Origin of the sequence: Aldersonia sp. NBC_00410, from assembly GCF_026342035.1 — a bacterium.
Taxonomy (GTDB): Bacteria; Actinomycetota; Actinomycetes; order Mycobacteriales; family Mycobacteriaceae; genus Aldersonia.
The window spans coordinates 557,420-574,979 of the sequence record NZ_JAPENM010000002.1; the positions used below are offsets into that span (position 1 = coordinate 557,420).

The 17,560-nt window shown below is 66.9% G+C and carries 16 protein-coding genes and 2 tRNA genes; 7 read left to right on the forward strand and 11 right to left on the reverse strand.

From position 1 onward, the window contains the following. Positions 1–18: 18 nt before the first annotated feature. Together OG921_RS06345 and OG921_RS06350 are read right to left on the reverse strand one after the other, a co-directional pair. Positions 19–1,464 carry a folylpolyglutamate synthase/dihydrofolate synthase family protein gene (locus tag OG921_RS06345; RefSeq protein WP_266111498.1) on the reverse strand — a complete coding sequence of 482 codons (1,446 nt, stop codon included), beginning with the start codon at positions 1,462–1,464 and terminating at the stop codon, positions 19–21. Beyond that, entirely contained in the window at positions 1,461–4,154 is a 2,694-nt protein-coding gene (locus tag OG921_RS06350; protein WP_266111499.1) for a valine--tRNA ligase, read from the reverse strand. The genes OG921_RS06345 and OG921_RS06350 overlap by 4 nt, the downstream gene beginning before the upstream one ends. A 301-nt stretch (positions 4,155–4,455) precedes the next feature. On the opposite strand from OG921_RS06350, the gene OG921_RS06355 reads away from it, so the two are divergent. Then, positions 4,456–5,472, forward strand: a complete 1,017-nt coding sequence (locus tag OG921_RS06355) for an aldo/keto reductase (protein ID WP_266111500.1) — start codon at positions 4,456–4,458, stop codon at positions 5,470–5,472. A gap of 9 nt (positions 5,473–5,481) precedes the next feature. Here the strand turns inward: OG921_RS06355 and OG921_RS06360 are convergent, their stop codons facing one another. Then, positions 5,482–6,090, reverse strand: a complete 609-nt coding sequence (locus OG921_RS06360; RefSeq protein WP_266111501.1) for a GNAT family N-acetyltransferase — start codon at positions 6,088–6,090, stop codon at positions 5,482–5,484. A gap of 79 nt (positions 6,091–6,169) precedes the next feature. Here OG921_RS06360 and fdhD point away from each other — a divergent pair, with 79 nt between their 5' ends. Then, entirely contained in the window at positions 6,170–6,991 is an 822-nt protein-coding gene (gene fdhD / locus OG921_RS06365; protein ID WP_266111502.1) for a formate dehydrogenase accessory sulfurtransferase FdhD, read from the forward strand. A 125-nt stretch (positions 6,992–7,116) separates the two neighbouring features. Here the strand turns inward: fdhD and clpX are convergent, their stop codons facing one another. From clpX to OG921_RS06390, 5 genes are all read right to left on the reverse strand, one after another. Then, positions 7,117–8,397: an ATP-dependent Clp protease ATP-binding subunit ClpX gene (gene clpX / locus OG921_RS06370; RefSeq protein ID WP_266111503.1), complete on the reverse strand. Its 1,281-nt coding sequence runs from the start codon at positions 8,395–8,397 to the stop codon at positions 7,117–7,119. A gap of 321 nt (positions 8,398–8,718) precedes the next feature. Next, positions 8,719–9,387, reverse strand: a complete 669-nt coding sequence (locus OG921_RS06375; protein ID WP_266111504.1) for an ATP-dependent Clp protease proteolytic subunit — start codon at positions 9,385–9,387, stop codon at positions 8,719–8,721. Between the two features lie 61 nt (positions 9,388–9,448). Then, on the reverse strand, positions 9,449–10,036 hold the full coding sequence (locus OG921_RS06380; protein WP_266111648.1) for an ATP-dependent Clp protease proteolytic subunit: 588 nt from the start codon (positions 10,034–10,036) through the stop codon (positions 9,449–9,451). 219 nt (positions 10,037–10,255) lie between these two features. Further along, entirely contained in the window at positions 10,256–11,704 is a 1,449-nt protein-coding gene (gene tig / locus OG921_RS06385) for a trigger factor (protein ID WP_266111505.1), read from the reverse strand. 89 nt (positions 11,705–11,793) lie between these two features. Further along, positions 11,794–11,870 (reverse strand) — tRNA-Pro (locus OG921_RS06390). Between the two features lie 126 nt (positions 11,871–11,996). Here OG921_RS06390 and OG921_RS06395 point away from each other — a divergent pair. Both OG921_RS06395 and OG921_RS06400 read left to right on the forward strand, forming a co-directional pair. Continuing rightward, positions 11,997–12,070 (forward strand) — tRNA-Gly (locus OG921_RS06395). Positions 12,071–12,186: 116 nt separating this feature from the next. Beyond that, positions 12,187–12,990: a DUF1542 domain-containing protein gene (locus tag OG921_RS06400; protein ID WP_266111506.1), complete on the forward strand. Its 804-nt coding sequence runs from the start codon at positions 12,187–12,189 to the stop codon at positions 12,988–12,990. A 19-nt stretch (positions 12,991–13,009) separates the two neighbouring features. On the opposite strand, the gene OG921_RS06405 is transcribed toward OG921_RS06400, so the two are convergent. Both OG921_RS06405 and OG921_RS06410 read right to left on the reverse strand, forming a co-directional pair. Beyond that, positions 13,010–13,807 carry an Fpg/Nei family DNA glycosylase gene (locus OG921_RS06405; protein ID WP_266111507.1) on the reverse strand — a complete coding sequence of 266 codons (798 nt, stop codon included), beginning with the start codon at positions 13,805–13,807 and terminating at the stop codon, positions 13,010–13,012. A gap of 6 nt (positions 13,808–13,813) precedes the next feature. Further along, positions 13,814–14,287, reverse strand: coding sequence for a ribose-5-phosphate isomerase (locus tag OG921_RS06410; RefSeq protein ID WP_266111508.1), 474 nt, complete (start codon positions 14,285–14,287; stop codon positions 13,814–13,816). Between the two features lie 120 nt (positions 14,288–14,407). Here OG921_RS06410 and OG921_RS06415 point away from each other — a divergent pair, with 120 nt between their 5' ends. Beyond that, complete coding sequence (locus OG921_RS06415; protein ID WP_266111509.1) at positions 14,408–15,361, forward strand: M48 family metallopeptidase; 954 nt, start codon at positions 14,408–14,410, stop codon at positions 15,359–15,361. A 12-nt stretch (positions 15,362–15,373) separates the two neighbouring features. On the opposite strand, the gene OG921_RS06420 is transcribed toward OG921_RS06415, so the two are convergent. Beyond that, entirely contained in the window at positions 15,374–16,015 is a 642-nt protein-coding gene (locus OG921_RS06420; RefSeq protein WP_266111510.1) for a DsbA family protein, read from the reverse strand. An 87-nt stretch (positions 16,016–16,102) separates the two neighbouring features. Here OG921_RS06420 and OG921_RS06425 point away from each other — a divergent pair, with 87 nt between their 5' ends. Both OG921_RS06425 and OG921_RS06430 read left to right on the forward strand, forming a co-directional pair. Next, positions 16,103–16,237 carry a hypothetical protein gene (locus OG921_RS06425; protein ID WP_266111511.1) on the forward strand — a complete coding sequence of 45 codons (135 nt, stop codon included), beginning with the start codon at positions 16,103–16,105 and terminating at the stop codon, positions 16,235–16,237. A gap of 12 nt (positions 16,238–16,249) precedes the next feature. Continuing rightward, the gene (locus tag OG921_RS06430; protein WP_266111512.1) at positions 16,250–17,473 is read left to right on the forward strand and encodes an NAD(P)/FAD-dependent oxidoreductase; all 1,224 of its coding nucleotides are present in this window, start codon (positions 16,250–16,252) and stop codon (positions 17,471–17,473) included. Positions 17,474–17,560 lie beyond the last annotated feature (87 nt).

The following is a 17,560-nucleotide window of genomic DNA, read 5'->3' on the forward strand; positions in this document are numbered from 1 at the left end:
AGCCGCCCTCCGGAGTGCTCACGCGGGGTCCTTTCCGAACAGGGTGCGCGCAGCACCTGCCGTGACCACGGAGCCGGTGACCACAACTCCGGCCCCGGACACCGATTCCCCCGGGTCGGCGACGTCCTCGGCCATCCCGACGGCGATTTCCAGCGCGTCGGCGAGCGTCGCAGCCGTCACCACACGCTCGTCACCGAACCGCTGCACCGCGAGATCGGCGAGTTCATCGGGATCCATCGACCGAGGCGACCCGTTGGTGGTGACCACCACCTCGTCGAGCACAGGTTCGAGCGCGGCGAGGATTCCGGACACGTCCTTGTCCCCCATCACCGCGAGCACACCGACCAACTTGCGGAAATCGAACTCGTCGGCCAGCGCCGCGGCGAGCGCCTTGGCCCCGGCCGGGTTGTGCGCCGCGTCGAGGAAGATCGTCGGGGCGCTGCGCACCCGTTCGAGCCGACCCGGGCTGCTCACCTCGGCGAACCCGGCGCGCACCGCGTCGATGTCGAGTTGCCGGTCGGCACCGGCGCCGAAGAACGCCTCGACGGCAGCGAGCGCGAGCGCGGCGTTGTGCGCCTGATGCTCACCGTGCAGCGGCAGGAAGATCTCGTCATAGACGCCGCCGAGCCCGCGCAGTTCGATTTGCTGTCCGCCGACCGCGATTCGCCTGCCGAGCAACGCGAACTCCGAGCCCGCCCGCGCGACTGCGGCGTCCGCCTCGACGGCGCCGCGCAGCACTGCGTCCATCGCTTCGGGCTGTTGCTCCGCGATCACCGCCACGGTGTCGAGCGGAATCAGTTGCTCGGGAGCGCGTTTGATGATGCCGGCCTTCTCGCCCGCGATCGTGGCGAGATCGGAGCCGAGATAATCCATGTGGTCCAGACCGATCGGTGTGATCACCGCGACTTGCGCGTCGATCACATTCGTTGCGTCCCAACGACCACCGAGGCCGACCTCCACCACCGCCACGTCGACAGGCGCTTCGGCGAAGGACGCGAACGCCATCGCCGTGAGCACCTCGAACTTGCTCATCGCCGGGCCGCCGGCCGCTGCGGACTGCGCGTCGATCATCTCGACGTACGGCAGGATCTCGCGGTAGGTGTCCACGTAGCGGCGCGGACTGATCGGTTCACCGTCGATTCCGATCCGTTCGGTCGCGATCTGCAGATGCGGACTCGTGGTCCGGCCGGTGCGCCGATGCAGGCTGCGCAGCAGCGAGTCGATCATCCGGACGACGGACGTCTTGCCGTTCGTGCCTGCGACGTGGATCGCGGGATAGCTGTGCTGCGGCGAGCCCAAAAGGTCCATCAGCGCGGCGATCCGGGCCGTAGACGGCTCGATTTTCGTTTCGGGCCAACGCTTGTCGAGTTCAGCCTCGACCAACGCCAGTTCCGCCAGATCGACCGGAGACGGAGCGGCGTCGAGACGCTCCGGCTCCCGGTCGGCAGCGTCGCCCGACGTCACTCGGCCCCCATCGTCGCTAGCCTGGCCCGCAATCGGGCGACCTCGTCGGCGGCGAATTCCTTGCGCGCGCGGATCTTGTCGACAACGGCCTCGGGCGCCTTGGCCAGGAAGGCCTCGTTACCCAACTTCGCTGTGGTGCCGGCCAATTCCTTCTCGGCCGCGGCGAGGTCCTTCTCCAGCCGACGACGCTCGGCCTCCAGGTCGACCGCGCCCGAGGTGTCGAGCTCCACCGTCACCGTCTCGGCGGTCAGGCGCACCTCCAGGGCGGCCGTGGCGCGGAAATCCGCATCGGGAGCGGTCAATTGGGCCAGGCTGGCGATCGCCGGGCGCTGTGCTGCCAGTCCCGCTTCGTCCAGGCCGACCAGTCTGGCGGCGACCTTCTGCTTGTCCTTGAGCCCCTGGTCGCTGCGGAACCGGCGAATCTCGGTGATAAGCCGCTGGGTATCCGTAATTCGCTGCGCTGCAGTGGTATCGGTGTCCACGCCGGAGGACTCCGGCCAGTTTGCGATGACCACCGACTCGCCGCCGGTGAGCGCCTGCCAGAGCGACTCGGTCACGAACGGCATCACCGGATGCAGCAGCCGCAGCAGGGCCTCGAGCACGCTGCCGAGCACGGTACGGGTGCGTTCGGCGAGCGTCTCATCGCCGGAGTTGAATTGCACCTTCGCCAGTTCGAGGTACCAGTCGCACACTTCATCCCAGGTGAAGTGGTACAGCGCCTCGCAGGCCTTGCCGAATTCGTAGCGGTCGAATGCGGCATCGACCTCGAGTTGGACCTGTTCGAGCCGGTCGAGGATCCACCGGTCGGCGGCGGTGAGCGAAGCGCGGTCGAGGCTCGGTGTGGATGCCGGATCGGCGGTAGCACCGTTCATCAGCGCGAACTTCGTGGCATTGAAGAGCTTCGTCACGAAGTTGCGCGACGCCGCGGCATGCGACTCCCCGATCGACAGGTCACTGCCGGGCTGGGCACCGCGCGCCAGCGTGAACCGCAGCGCGTCCGCGCCGTAGGCCTGCACCCAGTCGAGCGGGTCGATCCCGTTGCCGCGCGACTTCGACATCTTCTTGCCGAACTGGTCACGAATCAGACCGTGCAGGAACAGGTCCCGGAACGGCACCGTCCCGGCGCCGCCCTCGCCACCGCCGAGGACCGCGTCGCCGGAAACGTAGGTGCCGAACATCATCATCCGCGCGACCCAGAAGAACAGGATGTCGTATCCCGTGACCAGGACGCTCGTCGGGTAGTAGCGGTCGAGGTCGCGCGAAGCGTCCGGCCAGCCCATCGTGGCGAACGGCCAGAGCCCCGAGGAGAACCACGTGTCGAGCACGTCGGGGTCCTGCACCCAGCCCTCGGGCGCAGTTTCGTCGGGGCCGAGGCAGCGCACCTCTCCGTCGGGTCCGTACCAGATCGGGATGCGATGGCCCCACCACAGCTGGCGCGAGATGCACCAGTCGTGCATGTTGTCGACCCAACCGAACCAGCGCGGTTCCAGACTCGCGGGGTGAACCACCGTGTCGCCGTTGCGAACCGCGTCGCCTGCCGCCTTCGCGAGCGTCTCGACCTTCACCCACCACTGCAGGCTCAGCCGCGGCTCGATCGCCTCGCCGGAACGCTCGGAATGACCGACGCTGTGCAGATAGGGCCGCTTCTCCGCGACGACGCGGCCTTCCTCGGCGAGCCGCTCGCGCACCTTGACCCGCGCCTCGAAGCGGTCCATCCCGTCGAATTCGGTTCCGGTGTCGATGATCCGGGCCTGCTCGTCCATGATGTTCGGCATCGGCAGGCTGTGCCGAAGGCCCATCTCGAAGTCGTTCGGATCATGGGCCGGGGTGATCTTGACTGCGCCCGAACCGAACTCGGGATCGACGTAGTCGTCGGCGATCACGGGAATCTGCCGCTCGGTGATCGGGTGGTAGATCGTGGTGCCGATCAGGTGCCGGTAGCGCTCATCGTCGGGATGGACCGCGACCGCTGTGTCGCCGAGCATCGTTTCGACGCGAGTGGTCGCGACAACGACATGCGGTTCGTCGTCATCGAGCGAGCCATAGCGTAACGAGACGAGTTCGCCCTCGACCTCGTCGTACTTCACCTCGATATCGGAGATTGCCGTGCGCAACTCGGGCGACCAGTTCACCAACCGCTCGGCGCGGTAGATCAAGCCGTCGTCGTACATCCGTTTGAACGCGGTCTGCACGGCGCGCGCGAGACCCTCGTCCATGGTGAATCGGTCCCGTCCCCAGTCGACGCTGTCGCCGATCGCACGCATCTGGCTGCCGATGGTGCCGCCGGACCGGTCCTTCCAATCCCACACCTTGGCCAGGAATCCCTCGCGACCGAGGTCGTCCTTCGTGATGCCGTCGGCGGCCAGTTGGGTCTCGACGATCTTCTCGGTGGCGATCGCCGCATGGTCGGTACCCGGCAGCCACAACACATCGAAGCCCTGCATCCGCTTGCGACGGGCGAGCGCATCCATGATCACGTGTTCGAGCGCGTGGCCCATGTGCAGGCTGCCGGTGACGTTCGGTGGCGGCAGGACCATCGAGAACGGCGGCTTGTCACTCGTCGGATCGGCACCGAAAAACCCGGCGCGCACCCAGCCCTCGTACATCGGTCCCTCTACCTCGCTGGGGTTCCAGCTTTTGGGAAGGGCGTCCACACGATTACGGGATTCGTCAGGTGCTGGGCTGGTCACCCGGAGAATTCTAGTTGGCGCGAAGCGGTGCACTGCACTGCGCTCGAGCCGATGGGCGCGCACACAACGAAAGACGGGATGTTCGATAGATGAGGGACACCGAACACCCCGTCCTTCGCGACCACAATAGCGTCCCAACCGGGGAAAATCTGCACTCGGACGTGAACTGATTCGATGGCTTTCCGCTGGCCGCGGCTGGTTCTAGAGTTGCTCCGGGCGCACAGTTCCGGCGTAGTGAATGTGAAGTTCGCGCCGAAGCGGCCTGCCCGGACGACAACTGGTCTGCACGCGAAGGAGCGAGATGTCGGCAGCAAACCCGAGCAGCCCCACGGCACGTCGCCCGCTCGGCGACGGCCTGACCACGAGTGCGCTCGGCTTCGGCGGCATGGCTCTCACCCCCGTGTATGGCGGGATCGAGCCCGACGCCGCGCTTGCCACGCTGACCCACGCGGTCGATGCGGGCGTGACCTTCCTCGATACGGCCAACGTCTACGGCCTCGGCGCGAACGAGAAGTTGATTGCCCGACTGCTCGCCGATCGCCGCGCCGAGGTGACGGTAGCCACGAAGTTCGGTATCGCCGGCAACCCCGCGACCGGCGACCGAGCCAGCCGGGGAGATGCGGCCTACGTCGCACAGTGCGCGGACGAAAGCTTGTCGCGGCTCGGCATCGACGTCATCGACCTGTACTACCTGCACCGTATCGATCCCGCCGTGCCGATCGAGGAGACCGTGTCGGCGATGTCCGAGCTGGTGCGGGCGGGCAAGGTGCGCCATCTCGGGCTCTCCGAGGTGACGGCCGACGAGCTGCGCCGGGCCAACGCGGTGCACCCGATCGCCGCGGTCCAGTCCGAGTGGAGCCTGTTCAGCCGGGACGTGGAACGTCACGTGGTGCCGGCAGCAGCCGAGCTCGGTGTCGGCTTCGTCCCCTACGCCCCGCTGGGCCGCGGCTTCCTGACCGGCACCGTGTCTGCGGCGTCGATCGGATCCGGCGATATCCGCGGGCACTTCCCCCGATTCGCCGACGACGCGCTGCAGGAAAACCTGATCCTCACCGAGACCATTGCCGCGCTCGCCAGGACCTCGGATGCGACACCGGCTCAGTTGTGCCTCGCGTGGCTGATCGACAAGGGCGAGCGGTTGGGGTTGCCGGTCGTGCCGATCCCAGGCACGCGGCGGCCCGAACGCATCGACGAGAACCTCGGGGCACTCTCGGTGCACCTCGACGAGACCGTCGTCACCGCGCTCGACGCAATCGCCGCGCAGGTTTCCGGTGCCCGCTCGGCCGACGCCAGTTGGGTATCGGCCGGCCGGGAGTAATCTTCGCGATCAGCGCGGATCCCGCCACATCGCCCACAACGCGGGGCCGCCGTCGGGAATCCTGATCTCTTCCCGCACAACGAAACCGAACCTCTCGTAGTACGGCACGTTGATTTCCTTGCTGGATTCCAGATACGCCGGCCATTGTTCGGCGTCGCACTTGTCCAGGCGCGAATCGAGCAGAGCTCGACCGTGGCCGGCACCGCGCGCGGACGGGTCGGTCCCGATCGCCGCCAGATACCAGTGCGGTTCGGCGGGATGGCGTTTGCGCATGTAGTCGGCGACCGCCGAACCCGCCGACGCGCGCGAACCGAAGGCCCGGATCATGCCGGGCATCATCCGCAACTCGCGGAACCGGGAAGGTCGCCATCGTCCCGGCGGGTCCCACAACGTCACACCGACGATGCGGTCACGGGATCGCGCCACCTCCACCCCGCCGTCCTCGTGCAGGTGGTGATGCCGGGCGAGGGTGGCGAACATGCGGGGCAACCCGACCGCGCGGGTTCCCGGGTCCGGCAACATCCAACTCATCACCGGGTCGTCGTGGAAGGCACGGCCAAGCGTCTGCGATAGCTCGCGAAGATCACCCCGGCGTCCGGAGCGAATGTCGGCGTCCACACCGCAGACCCTAGCCGCGCGCGGCAGTCCGTGGTGGGGAGCAAGATGGAGACATGCAGCGAGATCGGGTGTTCGGCTGATGGGTCGGGTAACGACACGACGTCCGGTGGTGCGCAGGTCGGCGACCGGCACCGTGCGACGACCGGACACACTTGCCGTGGAAGAGCCGATGCAGATCAGGATCGACGGCAGCGACCTGACCATCACGATGCGTACCCCTGGCAACGACGTGGAGCTCGTGCTCGGCTTTCTGCACGCCGAAGCGATCATCGCCGACCGCGCCGACGTCGACACCATCCGCTACTGCGACGGCGCGGACGAGGACGGTGCGAATACCTACAACGTGCTCGACGTGACCCTGCGCGACGCCACCGGTTCGGTGGTGCCTGCAGATCCGCGCAGCTTCCTCACCACCAGCGCATGCGGTGTCTGCGGCAAGACGTCGCTCGATCAGGTGCGCACCAAGTCACGGTTCGACGTGGCGGGCACGGAGCTGCGGGTCGCTACTCGGGTACTCGCGGACATGCCGGAGACGCTGCGCGAACATCAGCGAGTGTTTGCCGCGACCGGCGGGCTGCACGCCGCGGGCTTGTTCACTGCGGACGGGGAATTGGTGGTGCTGCGCGAGGATGTAGGACGGCACAACGCCGTCGACAAGGTGATCGGCTGGGCGGTCGACAACAACCGCATCCCGGCGACCGAGTTGGTATTGATCGTCAGCGGGCGCGCTTCGTTCGAGCTGGTGCAGAAATCGGTGATGGCCGGCATCCCGGTCCTCGGGGCGGTCTCGGCGCCGAGCTCACTGGCCGTGGACCTGGCCGAGGAGGCGGGAACGACCTTGGTCGGCTTCCTGCGCGGTGAGTCGATGAACATCTACTCCTGCGCCGAGCGGATCGAGTAGTCGCCGGCACCCACTCCCCTTATCGACTGAACGGAACCGTTCAGTCGATCTGATCGACTGAACGGTTCCGTTCATCCCGTTCAATGGGAGCCTGCGGATCGGCAGCAGGCTGGGGTGTGCGGCGCTTACGCGGTCTTGTCGCGACGTTCCTCGCGGCCGCGCTTACGCGGCACGATGGTCGGCAGCACGTTGTCGACGACGGTCTCCTCGGTGACGACGACCTTCGCCACATCGTCGCGGCTGGGGATGTCGTACATCACCGGCAGCAGCACTTCTTCCATGATCGCGCGCAGGCCGCGAGCGCCGGTGCCGCGCAGGATCGCCTGATCGGCGATCGCCTCGAGTGCGTCGTTGGTGAACTCGAGCTCGACCCCGTCCATCTCGAACAGCCGGGTGTACTGCTTGACCAACGCGTTCTTCGGCTCCGACAGGATCTTGACCAGCGATTCCTTGTCCAGGTTCGTCACCGAAGCGACGACCGGCAACCGGCCGATGAACTCGGGGATGAGCCCGAACTTGATCAGATCCTCCGGCATGACCTCCGCGAAGTGGTCGCGCGTGTCGATCTCCGCCTTGGAGTGCACCTCGGCGCCGAACCCAATGCCGCGCTTACCGATTCGCTCGGAGACGATCTTCTCCAGGCCAGCGAACGCGCCCGCCACGATGAACAGCACGTTGGTCGTATCGATCTGGATGAACTCCTGGTGCGGGTGCTTGCGTCCGCCCTGCGGCGGCACGCTGGCCTGAGTGCCCTCCAGGATCTTCAGCAGCGCCTGCTGCACGCCCTCACCGGAGACGTCGCGGGTGATCGACGGGTTCTCGCTCTTGCGGGCGATCTTGTCGACCTCGTCGATGTAGATGATGCCGGTCTCGGCACGCTTGACGTCGTAATCTGCAGCCTGGATCAGCTTCAGCAGGATGTTCTCGACGTCCTCGCCGACGTAGCCGGCCTCGGTGAGCGCGGTGGCGTCCGCGATCGCGAACGGCACGTTCAGCATCTTCGCCAGCGTCTGCGCCAGATAGGTCTTACCGCAACCGGTCGGGCCGAGCATCAGGATGTTGGACTTCGCCAACTCGACCGTTTCGCCGCGGGAGTCGCGGCCCTTGTCACCGGCCTGGATCCGCTTGTAGTGGTTGTAGACCGCCACCGCGAGCGTGCGCTTCGCAGTGTCCTGACCGATGACGTAGTTCTCCAGGAAGTCGCGGATCTCGGTCGGCTTCGGCAGATCGTCGAGTTTGACCTCGCTCGACTCTGCAAGCTCTTCCTCGATGATCTCGTTGCAGAGGTCGATGCACTCGTCGCAGATGTACACGCCGGGACCAGCGATGAGCTTCTTCACCTGCTTCTGACTCTTGCCGCAGAAAGAGCACTTCAGCAGATCGCCGCCATCCCCAATGCGTGCCATCCTCGAGTCCCTACTTTCGTCTGTCGGGTGCGAACCCTGCGTCGACAGTCACGGGTCGATACTGCCGACCACGACGCTGGCTCTGTTGTGACGGTACCCGCACTCCGTGATTGCGGTCGACTTCTCGCTGGCGATTCGCTTACCCGCGTCGCACAACTCGCCGAACCGCTATCCGCACTGCGTGAACCTGGCCCAGCCTCGCCGGTCTTCACCCGGGTCCGCAGCAAATCGACTGATTCGGCGTGTCGCTGGGCAGCACGTCGGTCGATTCCCTACCGGCGCGGCCGGGCACCCGAAGCGTTCGGTGCCCGGCCGGCGCGATCACTTCTGTGCGCTGAGCTTCCGGTACTCGAACACCGTGTCGATGATCCCGTACTCCTTGGCCTCTTCGGCGGTGAGGATCTTGTCGCGATCGGTGTCCTTGCGAATGACGGACGCGTCCTTGCCGGTGTGGTGAGCCAGCGTGGTCTCCATCAGCCGGCGCATCCGCTCGATCTCGGCCGCCTGGATCTCGAGGTCGGAAACCTGACCTTGGATGCCACCTTCGACGGACGGCTGATGGATGAGGACGCGGGCGTTGGGCAGGCAGGCGCGCTTGCCCGGTGTGCCGGCCGCCAGCAGCACCGCCGCCGCAGAGGCCGCCTGACCGAGGCACACGGTGGCGACGTCGGCGCGGACGTACTGCATGGTGTCGTAGATCGCCATCAGCGATGTGAACGAGCCACCGGGCGAGTTGATGTACATGGTGATATCGCGGTCGGGGTCGAGTGACTCGAGCACCAGCAACTGCGCCATGACGTCGTTCGCCGACGCGTCGTCGACCTGCACACCGAGGAAGATGATCCGTTCCTCGAACAGCTTGTTGTAGGGGTTCGATTCTTTGACGCCGTAGCTCGAATGCTCGATGAACGACGGCAGGATATAACGCGACTGCGGTGTCGCGATCGGTGCCGACGTCGGCATGCGGCTCGGGTCGAACAGGTTGGCCATCTTCGTCTCCAGGAAGTTGTGGGTGGCGGTGCCGGACGCGCTCGAGGCGGCGGCCTCAGCGTCAGTTACTCGTGCCGCCGGCCTGCTGAGCACGCGCGATCACGTGGTCGACGAAGCCGTACTCGAGCGCCTGCTGCGCGGTGAACCAGCGATCGCGATCCGCGTCCGCGGTGACCTGCTCCACCGACTTGCCGGTATGCAGGGCCTGCAGCTCGTTGAGTTCCTTCTTGGTGTAGGTGAACTGCTCGGCCATGATCGCGATGTCGGCCGCGCTACCGCCGATGCCGGCGGAGGGCTGATGCATCATCACGCGCGTGTGCGGCAGGGCGTAGCGCTTGCCCTTGGCGCCTGCCGTCAGCAGGAACTGCCCCATCGACGCGGCCAGACCCATGCCATAGGTGGCGACGTCGCACTCGGCGAATTGCATCGTGTCGTAGATCGCGAGCCCGGCACTGACCGAACCGCCAGGGGAATTGATGTAGAGCGAGATGTCGCGCACCGGATCCTCTGCCGTCAGCAGCAGAATCTGCGCGCACAGCTTGTTGGCGATGTCGTCGTCCACCTGCGTGCCGAGGAAGATGATGCGCTCGCGAAGCAACCGTTCGAACACCGAGTCGCTCAGGTTCAGACCCGCGGTCGCGGAGGTCATTGCGCTGGCGTCACGGCCGAAGGACCGGGGCGCCACACGCTCGGTCGCCTTCTTGTCGATTGTCACGGTACCTGCCTTCATTCTTGCTCGATGCGATCGGCGAGCGTAGCTCGGTGCGATCGAGAACTCGTCCGCTTCCGACACAAACACTAACGAAGGAGGGCGGCACCGGAGTCCCGGTGCCGCCCTACTTCGCTTACAGCGGAAAAAGCCCGCCCACTACTTCTCGTCGATTGCCTCGACCGGCGCATCGGTCTCGGCCGCCGCGTCCTCCGCAACGGCGTCGTCCGCGTCCACCACGAGCGAGTCGTCCTCGCCCACGACGACGGAGTCGTCATCGTCTGCAGAACTCGAGCCGAACAGCTCCGAAGTGTCCACCGTGTTGCCCGCGGTGTCGGTGACCGTCGCCTGCTCGACCACACCCGCGAGGGCCTTGCCGCGGCGCACGTCGGAGAACACGGCACCGAGCTGGTTGGCCTGCTGGATCTGCTGGATGAACTGATCGGGCGACATGCCGTAGCGCTGCGCCTGGAACAGGATCCGTTCGGTCAGCTCTTCCTGACCGACCTGGGTGCCTTCGGCCTCGGCGATCGCGTCGAGCAGCAGCTGAGTCTTCACCGAACGCTCGGCGGACTCGGTGGTGTCCTTGTCGAACTCCTCGCGGCTGGACCCCTGCTCCTCGAGCAGCGCGTTGAACTTGTCCTCGTCGTGGTCGAGTTCGTGCACGGCGTCGTGCACGACGGAGTCGACCTCGGCCTTGACGACGGCCTCGGGTAGCGGTACGTCGACCGACTCGAGCAGCGCGTCGAGCACCTTGTCGCGAATGACACCGGCCTGCTCGACCTTCTTGACCCGGGCCACGCGCTCGCGCAGATCTGCCTCGAGCTCGTCGATGGTGTCGAACTCGCTGGCCAGCTGAGCGAACTCGTCGTCGGCCTCGGGCAGCTCGCGCTCCTTGACCGAACCGACGGTCACGGTGATCACCGCCTCCTTGCCAGCGTGATCACCCGCGACGAGGTTCGAAGTGAAGTCCTTGGATTCGCCGGCGCTCAGCCCGATGATCGCCTCGTCGAGGCCCTCGATGAGTTGGCCGGAGCCGACCTCGTGGGACAGGCCGGTGGTCTGCGCCTCCGGCACGTCGGCACCATCGACGGTCGCCGACAGGTCGATGGAGACGAAGTCGCCGTCCTGCACGGCGCGCTCGACGCCGGTGAGGGTGCCGAAACGCTGCCGCAGCGAGAGCAACTGCTCGGCGACGTCCTCGTCGGCGATCTCGATCGGGTCGACCGTCACGGCGATCTCGGAGTAGTCCGGCAGCGTGATCTCGGGGCGCACGTCCACCTCGGCGGTGAAGGTGAGTTCATCGCCGTCCTCGAGCTTGGTGATCTCGATGTCGGGCTGGCCGAGCACCTTCACCTCGGAGGTGGAGACGGCCTCGCTGTAGCGGGCCGGCAGCGCGTCGTTGACGACCTGCTCGAGGATCGCGCCGCGGCCCACTCGCGCCTCCAGCAGCTTGGCGGGCGCCTTGCCCGGGCGGAAGCCGGGGATGCGAATCTGCTGGGCCAGCGACTTGTATGCGCGGTCGAAATCGCCCTTGAGTTCCTCGAAGGGCACCTCAACGTTGATCCGGACGCGCGTCGGGCTCAACTGCTCGACGGTGCTCTTCACGGACATGCTCCTTTGTCTAACGTCAGTCGTTCCATTGCTGTGAATCGGTCAGGCTCGCGGCAACGACCGCCCGGCCGGATGGATCCTGCTGGTCGGGGTGACAGGATTTGAACCTGCGACCCTCCGCTCCCAAAGCGGATGCGCTACCAAGCTGCGCCACACCCCGTTCCCGACACCTGTGCTGAACCAGCACGCAATCCTACGGTCACCCGATTACCAATTCCAAAGCGAGGTTGGGTACAGTCTCACAACGCAGACGACATCGTGGCGATCCCATCGATGTCGTGTGCCTGCCGATGTAGCTCAATGGTAGAGCCCCAGTCTTCCAAACTGGCCACGCGGGTTCGATTCCCGTCATCGGCTCCACAACTTCGCACGTCCGCACGCCGTTGCGGGCGTTTTGCCGCTCCTGGCCCCGATCGCCCCGACCGCACCGCCGGTACTCTGGGAATGTCCCTTTTGCCCAGTCCGAAGGAACTCTGGTGGAGATCCTGCTCATCGTCCTCATCATTGCGGTAGTCGCCGTCGTGGTCGTGAACGCGAAGAAGTCGAAGCAACAGCGCAGCGCTGCATCACTGGAGGACGCCAAGGCAGACGCCCGGCAAGCGATCGAACGACTCGGCGGGCAGGTCTACAACCTCACCGGCACCGACGAGCCCTCGAAGCAGGCGCTCGCGGACGCGTCGGAGCGTCATATCGCGGCCGGTTCACAGATCGACCAGGCTCGCACCCCCGCTCAGGCTCGGCTGGCGAAGCAGACCGCGCTCGAAGGTCTGTATTACATCCGCGCCGCCCGCACCGCGATGGGGATGGACGCGGGGCCGGCGATCGCCGAGCTCGACGGACAGAACACCGCGGGCGCGGTCACCGAGCAACGTGAGGTCGATTTCGAGGGCCGCACCATCGCCGCGTCCCCACAGCCCTCCGCGCAGACGCCGAACTACTATCCCGGCGGCCGCGTCGCGGGCCGGCCGATTCCGGCGGGCTGGTATTCCGAGCCATGGTGGAAGCCGGCCTTGGTCGCCGGCGCGTGGGGTATCGGTTCCGCGCTGTTGTTCAGTGCGATGTTCTCCGGCATGGCGGGGGTCGGCTACGACGCCGCCGCTTTCGAGAACGGCTACGGCGACGGCTACCAGGACGGCCTGAACTCCGGTGGTGACGGCGGTGGCGGCGATGCCGGTGGCGGCGATTTCGGCGGTGGGGACGCCGGTGGCGGCGATTTCGGCGGCGGTGGCGGCGATTGGGGCGGTGGCGATTTCGGCGGTGGCGATTTCGGCGGCTTCTAGCTCCGCTCAACGCGCCTGGCTAATCCGGCTGACAAACCGGACACCAGAACAGGTTTCGCCCCTCCAGGACACTGTGCAGGATCGTTGTGCCGCAGATACGGCATGGCGCACCGGCGCGTCGGTAGACGTAGGTTCGCGGCCGGTTCGGGGCATACGAAGGTTCACCGTGATCGTGCTCGCGGGCAACCGTGACGATCTTGCCTCGTCGTAGTCCCACGCGCATCAACGCAACCAAATCGGTCCACATCTCCAGCCACTGCTCCGGCGTGACGGCCACACCCGGCCGCGTCGGCGAAACCCTGTGGCGAAAAAGGAGTTCCGCGCGATACACGTTGCCGACCCCGGCCAGCACCCGTTGATCCATCAGCAGCGCCGCAACCGAACGACGCGACGCCGCGATGCGCCGATAGGCGAGCTCGGGATCTGCTCGACGACGCAACGGGTCGGGCCCGAGCCGTGCCTCGATCCCTGCCACCTCGTCCGGACCGAGCACCTCGCAGGCGGTCGGTCCGCGCAGGTCGGTGCCGAAATCCGGACCGACCATGCGCATCCTGACCTGCCCGACCGGTGGCCCCATCGGCAGCTCCGAATCGGTGAACGCGCCGTACAAACCGAGATGCACGTGCACCGTCTGCCCCGAGTCGTAATGGTGCAGTAGGTGTTTGCCCCAGGCCTCGGCCTTCACCAGCACGCGACCGTCGACCATCAGCGCGCCCGCCGCGAACTTGCCCTGCGGGCTCGACACCCGCACCGGGGCGCCGGCGAAACGCTGCTGATGCAGCCGGGCCAATCGGTGCAGGGTGTGCCCCTCCGGCACCGCCGGTCAGTCGGCCGGCAGCGCGGGCGGCGTGCCTGTGCGCTCGTATTCGGAGAGGATGTCGATGCGCCGCTGATGACGCTCCTCCCCCGACCACGGTGTCTCGAGGAAGGCGTCGACGATGGCGAGCGCCTCCTCCACCGAGTGCATCCGCCCGCCGATGCCGATCAGCTGGGCATTGTTGTGCTGGCGGGCGAGCGTGGCGATCTCGACGTTCCAGGCCAGCGCGCACCGCGCACCGGGGACCTTGTTGGCCGCGATCTGCTCACCGTTGCCGCTGCCGCCGAGCACGATGCCGAGGCTGCCTTCATCGGCGACCACGCGGCGCGCGGCTTCGACGCAGAACGCCGGATAGTCGTCGACCGCATCGTAGGTGTGAGCTCCGCAGTCCACCGCCTCGTGTCCGAGTCCGGTGAGGTGTTCGATGATCTTGGCCTTCAGTTCGAAGCCGGCGTGGTCGCCACCGAGGTATACGCGCATGACCGAAAGTCTGCCGCGCCGCCGTGCGAACGCGGTGACCGGGTCCGTTCGGCGTGCCGCCGGCGCCAAGGCGGTCGCGTAATTGTGGTCGCGCGCCGACCCGCCGAATACCCTGCGGGAATGGATCCTCAACTGCCGCCGGACCATCGGCCCGGACCTGCCGGATCGACCGGCTACGGTGCGCCCTTCGGCATCCCACCGCGCGGACTCTCCCCGTTCGACCGGCCCGCACTGCATTCGTGGGAGGTGCCGATGCTCGTGCTGGTGGTCCTCGCGACCGGGTTCATCTACATCGGCGCGATCATCGCGGCGCTGCTCGGCACGATCAACGCGTTCGTGCTGCTGTTTCTGCTCGCCCCCGTGGCGCTCTATTTCGCCCGCGGCCGGAACTTCGCGGCACAGCGGGTGAACGGCGTCCGGATGTCACCGACGCAGTTCCCGGAGGGCCACCGACTCGTCGCCGAGGCGGCGGCGCGTTTCGGCATGGCCGAGGTGCCCGACGCCTACGTCGTCCTCGGCAACGGTCGGATCAACGCTTTCGCGTCCGGGCACGGGCTGCGCCGGTTCGTCGTGGTCTACAGCGATCTGTTCGAAATCGGCGGCGAGGCGCGCGACCCCGAGGCGCTGGCGTTCATCATCGGCCACGAGGTGGGCCACATCGCGGCGGGCCACACGTCGTATTGGCGCCAACTCGGCATGTTCGCGGCACCGTTCCTGCCGTTTCTGGGGCATTCGCTCTACCGCGCACAGGAGTACACCGCCGACAATCACGGGTTCTGCCACCGCCCGCAGGGTAGTGCCGGCGCATTGGCGACGCTTGCTGCCGGCAAATACCTCAACCGAGTCGTCGGTATGGACGAGTTCGCCGACCGGTCGTGGCAGGAGCGTGGCTTCTTCGTCTGGCTGGTCAACGGTCTCGCCACCCATCCGGTGCTGACCTGGCGGGCCAACGCGCTGCGCGACCGCAGCCGGCACGGAAAGCTTTGGTGGCGACCGAATCCGCCCGCCGGGATGCCGCCTGGCGGGTATCGCCCCCCGGCCACCGCGACACAGGCGTGGCCGGGAGGCGGATAGCCGCCTGCGTAGTCAGTCGAACTGCGGGCCCTCCGTGCGGGTGCGCTTGAGCTCGTAGAAGTGCGGGTAGGACGCGAGCGCCACCGCCCCGTCCCACACCGTGCCCGCGACCTCGCCGCGCGGAATCCGGGACAGCACGGGCCCGAAGAATGCCACGCCATTGATGTGGATGGTGGGGGTGCCGACGTCCTCCCCGACGACGTCCATGCCCTCGTGATGGCTCTTGCGCAGGGCCTCGTCATAGGCGTCGGTGTTCGCTGCCTCGGCCAGCTCGGCGGGCAGACCGACCTCGGCGAGCGAGTCGGCGATCACGGCCGCGAACGTCTCCGCGCGCGACTCGCGCTCGTATTCGGCCTTGCGGTCGTGGATCCGGGTGCCCATCGCGGTGTACAGCGGCGCGAGGATCTTGTCGCCGTGCTGCTGCGCCGCGGCAATCGCCACTCGGACCGGGCCCCACGCGGACTTCATCATCTCGCGGTAGTTGTCGGGCAGGTCACGGCCCTCGTTGAGCACGGCCAGGCTCATCACGTGCAATTCCACTTCGATATCGCGGACCTGCTCGACCTCGAAAATCCACCGCGAGGTGATCCAGCACCACGGGCACAGCGGATCGAACCAGAATCCGACGACGTCCTTCTTTGTTTGCTCGGCCAATGCGATCTCCTCATGAGGTTCGGGGACTTGCGATGAGCGCCGACCTCGTTCCAGTCGTTGCTCATCGAAACAAAACACACTCCAAACATGAACAACACCACCACCCGCCCGATGCTTCCCGCAGCCGCAGCGATTCCCAGTAGTGTCGAAACCGGCACGATCGGCCGCGGCAGCCCGGCACGGGTGGGCACGGTCGCCGCCGGCCGCCTCCCTGGGACGTGAGGAGCACCGAAGATGTCCGCAGCATCGACCTTCGTCATCGTCGGCGGCGGGCTCGCCGCCGCCAAGCTCGCGCAGGCCCTGCGGGACAAGGACTTTCCCGGAGACGTCATCGTGATCGCGGCCGAGGAGCACCTGCCCTACGAGCGCCCACCGTTGTCGAAGGATTATCTCGCCGACAAACAGACGCTCGCCGACGCCACCCCGCTGCCCGCGCAGTGGTATCGCGACCATCACATCGATCTGCGCCTCGGCACCACGGTGACCGCGCTGGACCCGGCCGCACACACGGTGACGCTGCCCGATGGCTCGACGATCGGCTACACCAAGCTGGCGCTGGCCACCGGCTCACGCCCGCGGATACCGGACCTGCCGGGCGCGGATGCCGCCGGCGTGCACTACCTGCGCACCGTCGACGACGCGGACACGTTGCTCGCGATGCTGGGCGCGAGCACCCGTCTGGCGATCGTCGGCGCCGGATGGATCGGGCTCGAAGTCGCGGCCGCTGCCCGGAATCGCGACGTGGCGGTCACGGTCGTGGAAAGTGCTCGACTTCCACTGCTCGGCGCGCTCGGACCGGAGATGGGCGAGGTGTTCGCGGCCCTGCACCGCGAGCACGGCGTCGACTTGCGATTCGAGAGCCAGGTCGCCGAGATCACCACCACCGACGGTCGAGCGACGGGCCTCCGGCTCGGCGACGGCAGCACCGTCGAGTCGGACGCGGTGCTCGTCGCGGTCGGCGCCGCGCCGAATGTGGAACTCGCGCGCGAGGCGGGTCTCGACGTGGACGGCGGGGTGCTGGTGGACGAGAACCTGCAGACCAGCGATTCCGATATCGTCGCCGTCGGCGACATCGCCGCCCAGCAGCATCCGGTGTTGGGTCGTCGAATCCGCGTGGAGCATTGGGCCAATGCGCTCAACCAGCCGGCGACGGCCGCCGCCACGATGCTCGGCCACCCGCGACCGTACGAGAACCTTCCATACTTCTTCACCGACCAGTACGACCTCGGGATGGAGTATGTCGGCTACGCCACCGGTGACGCGCGCGTGGTGGTGCGCGGCGACACCGGGGCGCGCGAGTTCGTCGCGTTCTGGCTCGATGGCGACAATCGCGTGCTGGCCGGAATGAATGTGAACGTTTGGGATGTCACCGATACGGTGAAGGAGATGATCACCGCAGGCCGGCCGGTCGACCCGACCAGGCTCACCGATTCGTCGGTCCCACTCGACAGCGTCTGACCGTCAACCCCGCTCGATAGCATCACCCGTGACGACCTCTGAAAAAGATTGGCCGCGCACTCATCACGTATCCACGAAGGAGCACAC